At 36.3% G+C, this 14,144-nt stretch carries 17 protein-coding genes; 12 read left to right on the plus strand and 5 right to left on the minus strand.

Translation table 11 applies throughout. The annotated features are described in order from the left end of the window. Positions 1-120: 120 nt before the first annotated feature. Positions 121-249 (minus strand): Z-ring formation inhibitor MciZ, encoded by a 129-nt coding sequence (gene mciZ / locus AC1DIT_RS10235; protein WP_016116179.1) that lies wholly within the window; start codon positions 247-249, stop codon positions 121-123. 74 nt (positions 250-323) lie between these two features. Here mciZ and AC1DIT_RS10240 point away from each other — a divergent pair, with 74 nt between their 5' ends. Continuing rightward, positions 324-863 carry an NUDIX hydrolase gene (locus AC1DIT_RS10240; protein ID WP_016116178.1) on the plus strand — a complete coding sequence of 180 codons (540 nt, stop codon included), beginning with the start codon at positions 324-326 and terminating at the stop codon, positions 861-863. A gap of 22 nt (positions 864-885) precedes the next feature. On the opposite strand, the gene AC1DIT_RS10245 is transcribed toward AC1DIT_RS10240, so the two are convergent. Continuing rightward, complete coding sequence (locus tag AC1DIT_RS10245) at positions 886-1,437, minus strand: GNAT family N-acetyltransferase (protein ID WP_006095883.1); 552 nt, start codon at positions 1,435-1,437, stop codon at positions 886-888. Positions 1,438-1,561: 124 nt separating this feature from the next. Here AC1DIT_RS10245 and spoIIM point away from each other — a divergent pair, with 124 nt between their 5' ends. The 9 genes from spoIIM to corA all read left to right on the plus strand — a co-directional run bounded on the left by spoIIM (position 1,562) and on the right by corA (position 9,694). Continuing rightward, positions 1,562-2,209 (plus strand): stage II sporulation protein M, encoded by a 648-nt coding sequence (gene spoIIM / locus AC1DIT_RS10250; RefSeq protein ID WP_476998173.1) that lies wholly within the window; start codon positions 1,562-1,564, stop codon positions 2,207-2,209. A 107-nt stretch (positions 2,210-2,316) separates the two neighbouring features. Next, entirely contained in the window at positions 2,317-2,772 is a 456-nt protein-coding gene (gene fur / locus AC1DIT_RS10255) for a ferric iron uptake transcriptional regulator (protein ID WP_000392653.1), read from the plus strand. Between the two features lie 105 nt (positions 2,773-2,877). Next, positions 2,878-3,108: a YqzK family protein gene (locus AC1DIT_RS10260; RefSeq protein WP_016116176.1), complete on the plus strand. Its 231-nt coding sequence runs from the start codon at positions 2,878-2,880 to the stop codon at positions 3,106-3,108. A gap of 6 nt (positions 3,109-3,114) precedes the next feature. After that, on the plus strand, positions 3,115-4,005 hold the full coding sequence (gene xerD / locus AC1DIT_RS10265; RefSeq protein ID WP_003208345.1) for a site-specific tyrosine recombinase XerD: 891 nt from the start codon (positions 3,115-3,117) through the stop codon (positions 4,003-4,005). Between the two features lie 228 nt (positions 4,006-4,233). Continuing rightward, positions 4,234-4,974 (plus strand): FixH family protein, encoded by a 741-nt coding sequence (locus tag AC1DIT_RS10270; protein ID WP_016116175.1) that lies wholly within the window; start codon positions 4,234-4,236, stop codon positions 4,972-4,974. Positions 4,975-5,339: 365 nt separating this feature from the next. Then, entirely contained in the window at positions 5,340-6,524 is a 1,185-nt protein-coding gene (gene deoB / locus AC1DIT_RS10275; RefSeq protein WP_016116174.1) for a phosphopentomutase, read from the plus strand. A 13-nt stretch (positions 6,525-6,537) separates the two neighbouring features. Next, positions 6,538-7,359: a purine-nucleoside phosphorylase gene (locus tag AC1DIT_RS10280; RefSeq protein ID WP_016133238.1), complete on the plus strand. Its 822-nt coding sequence runs from the start codon at positions 6,538-6,540 to the stop codon at positions 7,357-7,359. Positions 7,360-7,366: 7 nt separating this feature from the next. Continuing rightward, complete coding sequence (locus AC1DIT_RS10285) at positions 7,367-8,671, plus strand: pyrimidine-nucleoside phosphorylase (RefSeq protein ID WP_016133237.1); 1,305 nt, start codon at positions 7,367-7,369, stop codon at positions 8,669-8,671. A 60-nt stretch (positions 8,672-8,731) separates the two neighbouring features. Then, on the plus strand, positions 8,732-9,694 hold the full coding sequence (corA, locus tag AC1DIT_RS10290) for a magnesium/cobalt transporter CorA (RefSeq protein WP_476998174.1): 963 nt from the start codon (positions 8,732-8,734) through the stop codon (positions 9,692-9,694). Positions 9,695-9,726: 32 nt separating this feature from the next. Here the strand turns inward: corA and AC1DIT_RS10295 are convergent, their stop codons facing one another. Both AC1DIT_RS10295 and AC1DIT_RS10300 read right to left on the minus strand, forming a co-directional pair. Beyond that, positions 9,727-11,016, minus strand: coding sequence for an NCS2 family permease (locus AC1DIT_RS10295; RefSeq protein ID WP_016116171.1), 1,290 nt, complete (start codon positions 11,014-11,016; stop codon positions 9,727-9,729). A gap of 136 nt (positions 11,017-11,152) precedes the next feature. Continuing rightward, positions 11,153-11,815 (minus strand): SIMPL domain-containing protein, encoded by a 663-nt coding sequence (locus AC1DIT_RS10300; RefSeq protein WP_476998175.1) that lies wholly within the window; start codon positions 11,813-11,815, stop codon positions 11,153-11,155. A gap of 159 nt (positions 11,816-11,974) precedes the next feature. Here AC1DIT_RS10300 and AC1DIT_RS10305 point away from each other — a divergent pair, with 159 nt between their 5' ends. Together AC1DIT_RS10305 and AC1DIT_RS10310 are read left to right on the plus strand one after the other, a co-directional pair. Next, positions 11,975-12,394 carry a MarR family winged helix-turn-helix transcriptional regulator gene (locus AC1DIT_RS10305; RefSeq protein ID WP_016116169.1) on the plus strand — a complete coding sequence of 140 codons (420 nt, stop codon included), beginning with the start codon at positions 11,975-11,977 and terminating at the stop codon, positions 12,392-12,394. Between the two features lie 109 nt (positions 12,395-12,503). Continuing rightward, complete coding sequence (locus AC1DIT_RS10310) at positions 12,504-13,049, plus strand: hypothetical protein (RefSeq protein ID WP_016116168.1); 546 nt, start codon at positions 12,504-12,506, stop codon at positions 13,047-13,049. Between the two features lie 18 nt (positions 13,050-13,067). Here AC1DIT_RS10310 and AC1DIT_RS10315 read toward each other — a convergent pair whose 3' ends face one another. Continuing rightward, positions 13,068-14,141, minus strand: coding sequence for an ABC-2 transporter permease (locus tag AC1DIT_RS10315; RefSeq protein WP_016116167.1), 1,074 nt, complete (start codon positions 14,139-14,141; stop codon positions 13,068-13,070). Positions 14,142-14,144: the final 3 nt, after the last annotated feature.

Consider the following 14,144-nt stretch of genomic DNA (forward strand, 5'->3'; position numbering starts at 1 on the left):
GGGACATACAACCGAGCCCCATTTCAGTAACATATAAATCTGAGTTTCCTAATTGACGTTTTTTCATAGGCCAACCTCCTTACTTGTATTGTACGAAAGCAGAAGAAGGTTGACAAATGTTTACTTTTTGTTTGCAGTAATCCATTCTTCTACAGTTTTATATTCTTTTCCGTATTGCTTTAGCTGATGCCGAATTTGCCAAGCCTTTCCGACCAACGTGATACGATTTGGTAAAATATATACTTTCATTTTTATCACGCTCCTTTCAGTGTGGTAAAATGTATGAAGAACAATTAGGAAATAGAATAKGGAGATGAAATATTGTGAGTAATCTTGCAGAGAGAACGATTGCAACCGAACCGATTTTTGATGGGAAAGTTATTAAAGTTCGTGTTGATGATGTAGTATTGCCAAATGGAGAAGTGAGTAAACGTGAGATTGTCAATCATCCTGGTGCGGTTGCTATAATTGCTGTGACAGATGAAAAGAAAATCGTGCTTGTTGAGCAGTACCGTAAAGCATTAGAAAAAGAGATTGTAGAAATTCCTGCTGGAAAATTAGAGTCTGGAGAAAAGCCAGAGGTAACAGCGGTTCGTGAATTAGAAGAAGAGACAGGGTATGTATGTGACAAAATGGAATTTGTTACATCTTTCTATACATCACCTGGTTTTGCGGATGAAATTCTATATGTATATAAAGCAACTGGATTGAAGAAAAAGGAAAATAAAGCAGCTTTAGATGAAGATGAGTTTGTGGAATTAATGGAAGTTTCATTAGAAGAAGCAGTTGAACTTATGAAAAATCAACGTATCCATGATGCAAAGACTATGTTCGCTGTGCAATACTTGCAATTACAAAAATAAACACTCGCCCAAGGCGAGTGTTTTAATTAATTTTGGCGTATACGCGTGTGTCACGTAAGCTACCGTCTGGAGCAAGAAAGTCGTTTTCTAGTGTACCTTCTAAAATAAATTCAAGACGTTCTGCTAAGGCACATGCATTTACATTTGTAGCATCACAGCGAATTTCAAGTCGTCTCGCACCAAGTTTATCAAAAGCAAACTGGACAGCGCCTTTTACTGCTTCTGTCATATAACCTTGTTTTGTATAAGTGCTATGTAACCAGAAACGAAGTGAAAATTTTGGAATATCCCAGTTTTCTGGATGAAGGGTAAGAGCTCCAATAAACGTACCAGATACTTTATCATATAAGTGAAAAGCTAATGTTTCACGAAGTAAAAATTGTCCGTGAGCTTCTCGAACTATTTCCTCAGCACTTTCTTCTGTTTCAGATGTAATGGACATCCAAGGTTGTAAGTCTTCTACAGAAGCTTGAATTGCTTCATACACCTCTGTTCCATCACCTGGAAATGGTTTACGTACTTGCAGGCGCTCAGTTTGAAATAATGTTGGAAAATCTAATAATAATGGTTTCAAGCAAAATCCCTCCTATTCTCTACTTTTAAGTTTAGCAAAGTAGAGCGGAATTTCAATGTTAATTCGTCATACTTTTTTCTTTCTTTCATACATTTTAGTAAGAGTGTGAACGGAGGGAAGAAAAATGTTACGAAAAACTTGGCAAAATCGTGTAATTTCTCATATCCAAGAGAATTCTTCGCTTTACATATTTGTTTCCGTTTTATTAYTGATGGGAGTARTATTTGGRGCRATTCTTGTAAATAGTTTGCAGGTGAATCAAAAGCAAGATTTATCTTTTTATTTGAACCGATTTTTTGGACAAGTTTCCAAAGGGGAATTTGCAATTGCGAGTGAAATGTTTCGAGAAAGTTACTTTTCACAATTAAAATATATTGGATTTATTTGGTTGTTAGGTATTTCAATTATTGGATTACCACTAATCTTTATTTTATTATTTTTAAAAGGGGTAGTTGTTGGGTTTACAGTAGGTTTTTTAGTGAGTCAGCACGGTTGGAATGGATTGTTATTAGCATTTGTATCCGTGTTGCCACAAAATTTAATTATCATTCCAGCGTTTCTTGTAATGACGACAGTTGCTGCAAGTTTTTCTTTACGTATGATTAGGCATCAATTTATTCGGAAAATCAGCGAGCCGCTATTGCCGATGTTAATACGTTACACTTGCTTTTTTCTAATCATTGGAGTGGTATTAGCAATTGCCTCTAGTATTGAAGCATATGCTTCACCAGTTTTAATGAAAGAAGTCGTGGAGTCTATTAATAAAAAATAAATACTACTTGAGAATAATTATCAAGTTATTTTGATTGTTTTTTCTTTTGACAGAAGCCCTTCTTCTGATATAATGGTGTAAGAGTGGCGAGGAGGGAGTAGTACCGAATGGAAGAGAGAATTGAACGAATTAAGAAGCAATTGCATGCAGCGAGCTATAAGTTAACACCACAACGTGAAGCAACGGTTCGTGTGCTGCTAGAAAATGAAGAAGATCATTTAAGCGCAGAAGATGTTTACCTCCTTGTAAAAGAAAAGTCGCCAGAGATCGGACTAGCAACCGTCTATCGAACTTTAGAGTTATTATCTGAGTTAAAAGTTGTTGATAAAATTAACTTCGGAGACGGTGTTTCACGCTATGACTTACGTCAAGAAGGTGCACAGCGTTTCCATCATCATTTAATTTGTACACAATGCGGTGCTGTACAAGAAATTCAAGAGGATTTACTTGGTGAAGTGGAGAAAAAAGTAGAACGAGACTGGAGCTTTAAGGTAAAAGACCATCGTTTAACTTTCCATGGGATTTGTAAAAATTGTCAAGAAAATGAAACGGATGAAAAATAACCTTTTCCTATCTAGCTAGGAAGAGGTTTTTTTATTTGAATTTAGGTATAAATCGCAGAAAGCTTGGCATATGTTGTAATAACATATATTTTGGAGGAGTTTACAATGCGCCGAGCTTTAAAATTAACTTTTGATGGGATGAAAGTATTTTTATTATTTACAGGTTGTACGATTTTGTTTTATTTCGCTATACTATGGATAAATGAAGAATATGAAAGTTATCATCGTTATGAAAAACCAAAAGAAGAGACAGTAGAAAAAGTATCAGGGAATGAGGAACCAGCAAAAGATGCTTTCGTAAATAGAATGATTTTTTTCTATGAAAATGGGGAGTAGTGTAGATTGGAAGATCAATTAAAAGATTTTATTCATTATATGATTGTTGAAAAAGGGTTAGCTAAAAATACAGTTGTATCCTATGAGCGTGATTTGAAAAGTTATGTGAAGTATTTACAACATGTCGAGCAAATCAAAACATTTCACGAAGTGACAAGGATACACATTGTGAATTTTTTGCAGTATTTAAAAGAGAACGGAAAATCATCAAAAACGTTGGCACGCCACATTGCCTCTATTCGTTCGTTTCATCAGTTTTTACTTCGTGAACGAGTGGTAGAACATGATCCATCTGTACATATTGAAACACCTCAAGGTGAGCGGAAATTACCGAAAGTATTGTCAGTGAGTGAAGTAGAGGCATTGCTTCAAACGCCAAAAGAGACAAGTGCATTCGGTATTCGCGATAAGGCTATGTTAGAGTTATTGTATGCAACAGGACTACGTGTTTCCGAATTAATTGCACTAAATTTAGAGGATGTTCATTTGACAATGGGATTTGTTCGCTGCGTCGGAAAAGGGAATAAAGAAAGAATCATTCCGCTTGGAAGCTTAGCAACGGAAGCAATTCAGCGCTATATTGAAAAGGGAAGAAAAGAATTGATGGGCAAAAAAACAGTAGATGCACTCTTTTTGAACCATCATGGCAACCGCTTATCACGCCAAGGTTTTTGGAAAATTTTAAAACGACTAGCAAAAGAAGCGAATATAGAAAAAGAGCTTACGCCGCATACTTTGCGTCATTCGTTTGCGACACACTTATTGGAAAATGGAGCGGATTTGCGTGCTGTACAAGAAATGCTGGGACATGCAGATATTTCAACAACACAAATTTATACGCATGTTTCAAAAGCTAGATTAAAAGATGTATATAAACAGTTTCACCCGAGAGCATAATGATTATGCTCTTTTTTTATTGTAATATAGGGCGGGAGTGTAAGAGGGAGGTAGTTTTGACGATTCGTATTCTAGTAATTATAGAATGAATTTTGAAAATGGAAAATAAGTAGAAAAAAGAACTTCACAAAAACTTCACAAACATTTCTTATATTGTTTTCAGCAGGAGGCTAGAATACGACTAGTCTTTTCCTCTATACTATGTAGAGTATGAAGGAGGAAATGATAATGAAAAAACTGATAATTACGTTGTTTATTGCGATGCTAGCATTAGCTGGTTGTAATACAAAGAAAGAAGAAGCGCCGAAAAAAGAGAAACTTGAAGAAGTTAAAGTAGCAGTTCAAACAAACCCGAAAGAAATTAAGCCAAATGAAAAAACAGAAGTACAGGCACTTGTTACACAAGGAAAAGAAAAAGTAACGGATGCTGACGATGTGAAGTTTGAAATTTGGAAAGATGGCGAAGAAAAACATGAAATGTTAAACGGTAAGCATAAAGGGAAAGGTGTTTATGCAGTAGAGAAAACATTCCCATCTGACGGTGTGTATCATGTTATTGCACATACAAATGCACGTGAAATGCATGTTATGCCAGAAGTGAAAATTGCTGTAGGAAATGCAAAAGTTGAGGATACGAAGAAAGAAAATGGTGGTCATGAAGCAGGTCATGGCGATCATAAGAGTGATACGATGATTCACCTTATGGCTGGCGATGTAAAAGCAAATGCTGAATCAACAATGAAAGTTCATTTGAAACAAAAAGAAGAAGCATTAACTGGAGCAGAAGTACAGCTTGAGATTTGGAAAGATGGCGTTGAAAAGCATGAGTTTATTCCCGCAAAAGAAGGGAATAAAGGAGAGTATGTAAGCAAACATACGTTTAAAGAAAATGGTGCTTATAAAGTAAAAGTTCATGTGAGAAAAGGTGAACTTCACGAACATAAGGAAGAAACAGTAGAAGTAAAATAAGGAGCTGCTCTTTAGAGCTGCTTTTTTATTTTGAGATTACGAAATAAGTCATAATTTCATTAGCACTTATTTGCAGAATGGATTACAATAGAAAGTGTGAAGAAAATAAGAACTTCTACGAAAATGTATTAAAAAGAAAGCGTAAACATGTTATGATATCAATATCAGATGTCTGACATCTGACTTAGAAAAAATAGGAAGCTTGTTACTTCATGTGAAAGTGCCGCGAAGTAGGTTGGAGAATGACCAATAAGAAGTGCTTTTTGTTAGTGTGATACAGAGAATTCTCACTGATAGCAGTTTCACTTTACAACGTTTTGAACATACTACAAGAAGTAGAACTCAACATATAGGAGGTTGCAGTTATGAATAAATATAAACGTATTTTCCTAGTCGTAATGGACTCAGTAGGAATCGGGGAAGCACCGGATGCTGAAAAATTTGGTGATGTAGGTTCTGATACAATCGGTCATATTGCTGAACATATGAATGGACTACAAATGCCAAATATGGTGAAATTAGGTCTTGGCAATATCCGTGAAATGAAAGGGATTTCAAAAGTAGAGAAACCACTTGGTTACTATACAAAAATGCAAGAGAAATCTACTGGTAAAGATACAATGACAGGTCACTGGGAAATTATGGGTCTGTATATTGATACGCCATTCCAAGTCTTCCCAGAAGGATTTCCAAAAGAATTACTTGATGAGTTAGAAGAAAAAACAGGACGCAAAATTATCGGTAATAAACCTGCTTCTGGAACTGCGATTCTTGATGAACTTGGTCAAGAGCAAATGGAAACGGGCTCTTTAATTGTGTACACTTCTGCTGATAGTGTATTACAAATCGCAGCTCATGAAGAAGTTGTACCACTTGAGGAACTATACAGCATTTGTAAAATTGCACGCGAGTTAACATTGGATGAAAAGTATATGGTGGGTCGCGTTATTGCTCGTCCATTCGTTGGAGAACCAGGAAACTTCACACGTACACCAAACCGTCATGACTATGCATTAAAACCATTTGGCCGCACAGTCATGAACGAATTAAAAGATAGCAATTATGACGTAATTGCCATTGGTAAAATTTCTGATATTTACGATGGAGAAGGCGTAACTGAATCTCTTCGTACAAAATCTAATATGGATGGAATGGATAAGCTTGTAGATACATTGAATATGGACTTTACAGGTCTTAGCTTCCTGAATTTAGTTGATTTTGATGCGATGTTCGGTCATCGTCGTGATCCTCAAGGATACGGAGAAGCATTGCAAGAATATGATGCACGTCTTCCAGAAGTATTTGAAAAACTAAAAGAAGATGATTTATTAATCATTACAGCAGATCATGGTAATGACCCAATTCACCATGGTACTGACCATACACGTGAATATGTACCATTGTTAGTATATAGCCCAAGCATGAAAGAAGGCGGAAAAGAATTAGTACTTCGCCAAACATTTGCTGATATTGGTGCAACTGTAGCAGAAAACTTCGGCGTAGAAATGCCAGAATACGGAACAAGTTTCTTAAACGACTTAAAAAAATAAGGGGGACAATATAATGAATCGTGAACTTATTACAAAATCAGCTTCATACTTAAAAGAGAAATTCCAAGAAACACCACAGGTAGGGCTTATCCTTGGTTCTGGACTAGGTGTATTAGCAGATGAAATCGAAAACGCAGTAACAGTACCATACAGCGAAATTCCTGAATTTCCAGTATCAACTGTAGAAGGTCATGCAGGTCAGCTTGTATTTGGTACACTTCAAGGTGTTACTGTAGTTGCGATGCAAGGGCGTTTCCATTTCTACGAAGGATATGACATGCAAAAAGTAACATTCCCAGTTCGTGTTATGAAGGAACTAGGTGTAGAAACAGTTGTTGTAACAAACGCAGCTGGTGGTGTAAATACATCATTTGAACCAGGCGATCTTATGTTAATTTCAGACCATCTTAACTTCATGGGTACGAACCCATTAATCGGACCAAATGATGCTGAAATGGGCGTACGTTTCCCTGATATGTCTACATCGTATACGGAAGAGCTTCGCGAAATGGCGAAACAAGTTGCAGCAGACTTAAATATTAAAGTGCAAGAAGGTGTATACGTTGGAATGACAGGTCCTGTATACGAAACACCTGCTGAGATTCGTATGCTTCGTACACTTGGCGGAGATGCAGTTGGAATGTCAACTGTACCAGAAGTTATCGTTGCACGTCATGCTGGTATGAAGGTACTTGGTATTTCTTGTATTTCAAATATGGCAGCTGGTATTTTAGATCAACCGCTTCATCATGATGAGGTAATTGAAACGACAGAACGTGTGAAATCTAATTTCTTAGCATTAGTAAAAGCAATTGTAAAACAAATGAAGGGGTGATTTTACAATGAGAATGGTGGACCTAATTGCAAAAAAACGTGATGGACATGCATTAACGACAGAAGAAGTGAAATTTATTGTAGAAGGCTATACAAATGGTGACATTCCAGATTATCAAATGAGCTCATTCGCAATGGCAATTTTCTTCCAAGATATGAATGATCAAGAGCGTGCTGATTTAACGATGGCAATGGTAAATAGCGGCGATACAATTGACTTATCAGCGATTGAAGGAGTAAAAGTAGATAAGCATTCAACGGGTGGTGTTGGTGATACAACTACACTTGTATTAGGTCCATTAGTGGCTGCTTTAGATGTACCAGTTGCTAAAATGTCTGGTCGAGGATTAGGGCATACAGGCGGTACAATCGATAAATTAGAAGCAGTACCAGGATTCCATGTGGAAATTGAAAATGATGAATTTATTCGTCTTGTAAATGAAAATAAAATTGCAGTTATCGGACAAAGTGGAAACTTAACACCTGCTGATAAAAAGTTATATGCACTTCGTGATGTAACAGCGACAGTAAACTCGATCCCTCTTATTGCGAGCTCTATTATGAGTAAAAAAATTGCTGCTGGTGCAGATGCAATTGTACTTGATGTAAAAACAGGTGCAGGTGCATTTATGAAAACGGATGAAGATGCAAAACGTTTAGCAGAAGCAATGGTACGTATTGGTAATAATGTTGGTCGTAAAACGATGGCAGTTATTTCTGATATGAGCCAACCGCTTGGCGAGGCAATTGGTAATGCATTAGAAGTACAAGAGGCAATTGATACATTACAAGGTAAAGGACCAAAAGACTTAGAAGAGTTATGTTTAACACTTGGAAGTCAAATGGTATACCTTGCTGGAAAAGCTTCTTCTTTAGAAGATGCGCGTGAAAAACTAATTGAAGTAATGAACAATGGAAAAGCGTTAGAAGCGTTTAAAACGTTCCTAGCAGCGCAAGGCGGGGATGCTTCTGTTGTTGATGATCCTTCTAAACTGCCACAAGCACAATTTAAAATTGAAGTAGAGGCAAAAGAAGATGGATACGTATCTGAAATTGTTGCAGATGAAATTGGAACAGCAGCAATGCTTTTAGGGGCAGGCCGTGCAACGAAAGAATCTGAGATTGATTTAGCTGTTGGACTTATGCTTCGTAAAAAAGTGGGCGATAGCGTGAAAAAAGGTGACTCACTTGTTACGATTTACGCGAACCGCGAAAATGTAGAAGATGTAAAAGCGAAAATTTATGAGAACATGAAAATTGGGAAAGACCATGTTGATGCACCGAAACTCGTGCATGGCATTGTAACGAAATAAGCTAAAAAGCTAAGGAGCCTTCTCCTTGGCTTTTTTTACTGTTTTTTGTTTATAATAATAATGGGTGAAATTATGATTAAAATTTGTGCAGTAACGAAAGAAGATGAAGTATTATACGATGTTTCGTTAGAAGAAACAGGACGAGAAGATATCGCATGGTATTGGCTTGATTTATATAAGCCAACAAAAGAAGAATATACATACATTTTACAAAAACATTTTAAGTTCCATCCCCTTGCGATTGAAGATTGTGTAGAATATGTACAGAGACCAAAAGTGGATTTCTATGATGGATATAACTTTTTAGTTCTCCATGCATTTGGAGAAGATGGATTAGAGCCACATGAGATCGATTTATTTGTTAGTGATCGTTATATTGTCTCTTTCCATTTTTCACATAATAATGCGATTGAAAGAGTGTGGACAACGCTTGGCGAGAGGAAACGTATCAAGAAGAGTTCTCTCCATGTAGYACATACAATCATTGACCAAATTGTGGATGACTACTTTGCACCTGTTTATTATATTGAAGATCATTTAAATGCGATTGATGATAATTTAACAGGGGATACAGCAGGGAGTGTACTAGAAGAAGTATTCGATATTCGTACGGACTTATCTAAGCTTAGACGTACAATTATACCGATGCGTGACCTCTTGTATCGTATTTTAAATTCAACTCGGTTTTACGGTGTAAGTGATCATGAAATTTACTTTAAGGATATATATGATCATTTACTAAAGCTTTCTGAAATGATTGAAGCAAGCCGAGAATTAACAGCTGATATTAGAGATAGCTATTTTTCATTGAATTCGCATCATATGAACAATATTATGAAAACATTAACGGTTTTCTCGACCATCTTCATGCCATTAACATTTATTGCAGGGGTGTATGGGATGAACTTCGCGCATATGCCAGAGTTAGCAGGGAAATATAGCTATTTTATTTGTTTAGTTATTATGGCGTTAATTGGTGGAGGAATGATGGCCTGGTTCTATAAAAAAGGATGGTTTAAGTAAAAAAACGCCGAGGGGATTCCCCGGCGTTTTTTCTAGCCAATAGCGTGTAACACAAACATGGCTAAGAATAGGCATGTAATGATATACATAGACGGTGCGACTTCTTTATGCTTTCCAAGAGCAATCTTCAAAATAGGATAAGCAATAAATCCGAACGCAATACCATCAGCGATACTATATGTGAGCGGAATCATAACGATAATTAAGAACGCTGGAAATCCTTCTGAAAAGTCGTTTAGAGGGATTGCCTGAATGTTTGTAATCATTAGACCGCCAATAATAATTAAGATTGGTGCAATGGCACTATCAGGAATTAATTTTACAAACGGAAGAGCAAACAGTGATGCGAAGAATAATATCCCTGTAACGATAGACGTCAGACCTGTTTTACCGCCTGCTGTAATACCTGCGGCACTTTCTACTGTTGAAACGGTAGGACTTGTGCCAAATAGACCACATGTCATTGCTGAAATTGCATTTGCTTGATAAGCACGTGGAAATTTACGGTCATCTTCTAATAATCCGTGTAAAAGTCCCATGTTCTCAAAAATAAGCACCATGCTTAAGGAAAATGTTGCAATCCAAAACGGTAAGGAAGAAAGTTTCCCAAATGACATAGCACCAAACACATCCCCGTAGTTAGCGAATGAAAATGAGCTATTCCCTATTTGGCTTGTATCAACAAGACCAAATAGCCATGCAATACCGGTTCCAATTGCAATCGTCCATAAAAAGTTCCCACGTACGTTACGAATAAATAACACAAGTGCCACAATAAGAGTAAGCAGTGTTGCCAAAACAACAGGACTACTTAATTTTCCTAATGCAACAGCAGTGTTCGGATGCGAAACGACAAGACCGCCTTTTTGCAAACCAATGAAAGCTAAGAATAAACCGATGCCGACAGTAATCGCTTCTTTTAATGACTTTGGAATTGATAATGAAAGCGTACGAGCAATCGGTGTAAACGCGGCGATTGCAAAAATAATACCGGCGATAAAGACAGCTGCTAATGCTTCTTGCCAACTTAATCCAAGCGTATGCACAGCTGTATACGTGAAGAATGCATTTACACCCATACCTGGTACAAGAATAGCAGGTGCATTTGCCCAAAATGCCATCATTAGACATCCGACAAATGAACTAAAAACAGTTGCCAAAATTCCTGCTTCAAGTGGAATGCCGGCATCTGATAAAATGGACGCATTGACAATCATAATATAAACAATTGTGAAAAATGATGTCGCTCCAGCTAATATTTCTTGCTTTGGTGATGTATGGTGTAGGTCTAATTTAAATGTTCTTTCAAGTATTCCTTTCATGTTAAACCTTCTTTTTCATATCCCTCTCCCACCCGTGATCTCTCTTTTGTAAAGAGCTCACCGTCCTTTATTATATCAGAACATAATCTTTTTACAATAAATAAAATGAGAACGTTTACTTAAAAGGTAACTGGTGCTATAAATATGTGAAAATGGCACGAACATTAGAGATGATTTCTAGTTCACCAGATTGAATTGGAGGAGCAGCTTGTGTGTGTAAAGTAGCTTGAGACATAAATTCACGCGGTGTTTGTGCTGATTCTTCAACGAGTGAAAGTGGGATGGGATTAATATTTAAATTATACGAACTCGCAATTGTACGAGCTTTTTCTTGAGCGCGCTGGACTGCTTGTAATAGTGCTTGTTGATAGTAAGCGTTTGGATGGGAAATGCGGAAGCGTAATCCTCTTGCTACATTTRCTCCATTTGTAACGGCTATATCATATACTTCCCCAGCTTTTTGTACATTTAAAACGGTAATTTCATACAAATGCTCGACTCGGTACCCTTGTAATAATGCTTTTTCGTTTACGTATTCATATTGAGGAGTAATTGTATAGGAAATGGTTTCTATATCCTTATCAGCGATACCAATTTGTTTAAGTGCAGCAAGTAATTGTTTAGATTGGATTGCATTTTCCTCCTGCGCTTGTTTCACATCTTTATTATCTGTTCTAATACCAATTGTTAGTACAACGACATTTGGTTTCGCTTTTATAACTCCTTCTCCTTGTACAGTAATAGTTGCTTGTTTTCCATTGCGGATATCGGGTGAATAGGGATTCATGCCAACTTGCATTTTTGCTCACCATCCTTTCTATATGTATATGAACAAAAGAGAGAGAAAATTTTATGTAAAAAGTTACATAATTAAGAATCAAAAGGAAAGAAAGCATATACAACGTAGGTATTTATAGATTATAATATGTGTAAATATGATAAAAAAGGGTCGAGGCTAGTGAACGAAAAAAGAGAAGCACTGATTTTAGATTTATCTGCATCATTTCGAAAGATGATACGTTTATTACAGAATGATATTAATACACGTTTTTCAGAGCATATGCCATATAATGAATTTTCTGTATTGCGTGCATTATTTTTGAAAAGCCCACAAATGGCTTCGCAAATAGCTAGTGAAGTGAACGTAACATCCAGTCATATTACAGCAGTAACAGATCGTTTAGTTAGAAAAGGTTTTGTAACAAGAAAACGTTCTGATTCAGACCGTCGTATTGTGTATTTGGAGATTACAGAACATGGAAAAGAAGTTACACAAGAACTTGAAGCTGTACGTAAAGAATACTATAAAGAAAAATTTAAAGGGTGGAGCGATCAAGAGATTGAGATGGTATTAGAACTATTTGGTCGCGTACTATAATTACAATAAATGAGGGTAGGGGGGCAAAGTGCTTTCCTATCCTTTTTCTTTTGAATAAAAATATTTTGAAACTCCAATACTTTAAGTAAAAAGTATCGGAGGGAAAATAATGAAATACATCGTTTCATTCGTAATTATTATTGGAAGTTTTATATGCTCTAGCACATTAATTTATGCAAAAACACCAATCCAAGTTGTTCAAAAAGAACTACACTATATTGCGAGTGATCAGCCCGTTTTATATTCAAAATTATGGGTGCGTTCTATGCAGAATGCTATTCTTTTTCACCATAGTAATAATATTCGTGAGCAAGATACACTGCGCAATGTCACAAATTCTTCTCTCGTAAAAGTAAAACAACTTTCACTTGAAAAGGCTTCGCATTACATCCCGAGGTTATCTCAATACGTCTCTAAATTTGAAAATAAAAATGTTCAAGTGTATTACATTGCTGTTCGTTATGAAGTGAAAAAAGAAAATCCATATCAATTAAATGGAATGAATTATTTTCTTCAAGTGTTTGTGCAGGAACAAGGAGATTGGAAAGTTGCTGAAAGTATTATAGCTCCGACAGATCAAATGATAGAGAATGGCGATGGATTTGGAATGAAAGAAGAGAAGGAGTATGGGAAAAGAAGAGAGAATGTGAAATAACCTCCTCGGGTGAGGAGGTTATTTCACATTCCAAGAAAACTTCCACTTTAATAAGCGCGATAAAAGAAAATAGCTAAAAATACTTGCTCCGAAAAACCCCATATAATAGCTAAACAGAGAACCAGATCCTCCCAATAGTACTCCCCAAAACATTCCAATAAAGATAACGGAACATATCATAAACAATTTTTTGAGTTTTGGATACAATAGAAATCTCCCATTTTGTTCATTTGGAGATCTAGCGTATARGTACATACTTACAGGTAATAAAATAAGTATGTTTGTAATTGGACCAATGAGTGTCTTGGCTGAAGGAATGTGAGTAAAGTTAGGTTCATTATGGCGTACTCCATCACGATCGGTATAAGCACGCTGTGGATCATAATCAAAATTAATATGAAACCCTTGTGCAGGTCCAAGAATACTTGCCATTCCTAGTATGTTTGTATAGGAATCCGGAATTTCATTTTTTGTAGTAGGATCTTCACCTGTGTGCAGGGTAATACATCCGACAATAAGAGACGGAAGTATAAAGGGTAAACCTAGTACAGAAATAGTAAGAAACCCTTGTGAAATAACATTACCAGCGATTGTACCAATACATAAAGAGAGCGTATACACAGCAATTAGTATAAGAAGCATGTATAGAAAATAAGTATGGAAAGGTGAAAATAACTGATATTTATTGTGAAAAGTTGTCTTTTTCATAATGGCAAAAAGGCCCCAGTTCATTATGACAACCGCTATAATATTACATACACCAAAAAGCCATTTCGTTAAAAAGAGGTGTGTTCGCTTAAAGGGCATAGACCATAGAAAATCACTCGATTGATTTTGGCGTTCCCATCCGATGAGGGCGCAAGCTAAAGCGATAATTACACTCCCTTGAATAATAAGGGGATCGATTAGTGAAAGATTATAATGATAATGAAATATATATTTCCATTTATTATTCTCATGAAAATAGTTTAGTTGTTCTGCTGCTGCTAAATAATATTTATATGATAGTACGAAGAAACTTACTAGCCAAAATAACCAAATTATATATTTGCTTTGTTGATATGTCCGTAGCCATAGTGCTTTTTGAAACATAGG

The organism is Bacillus sp. 05T22, from assembly GCF_056396765.1.

Coding starts and splice junctions, on each gene's coding strand:
- mciZ (WP_016116179.1), bottom strand. CDS start 249: ATGAAAGTATATATTTTACCAAATCGTATCACGTTGGTCGGAAAGGCT.
- fur (WP_000392653.1), top strand. CDS start 2,317: ATGGAAGAGAGAATTGAACGAATTAAGAAGCAATTGCATGCAGCGAGC.
- AC1DIT_RS10260 (WP_016116176.1), top strand. CDS start 2,878: ATGCGCCGAGCTTTAAAATTAACTTTTGATGGGATGAAAGTATTTTTA.
- AC1DIT_RS10270 (WP_016116175.1), top strand. CDS start 4,234: ATGAAAAAACTGATAATTACGTTGTTTATTGCGATGCTAGCATTAGCT.
- deoB (WP_016116174.1), top strand. CDS start 5,340: ATGAATAAATATAAACGTATTTTCCTAGTCGTAATGGACTCAGTAGGA.
- AC1DIT_RS10280 (WP_016133238.1), top strand. CDS start 6,538: ATGAATCGTGAACTTATTACAAAATCAGCTTCATACTTAAAAGAGAAA.
- AC1DIT_RS10285 (WP_016133237.1), top strand. CDS start 7,367: ATGAGAATGGTGGACCTAATTGCAAAAAAACGTGATGGACATGCATTA.
- AC1DIT_RS10295 (WP_016116171.1), bottom strand. CDS start 11,016: ATGAAAGGAATACTTGAAAGAACATTTAAATTAGACCTACACCATACA.
- AC1DIT_RS10310 (WP_016116168.1), top strand. CDS start 12,504: ATGAAATACATCGTTTCATTCGTAATTATTATTGGAAGTTTTATATGC.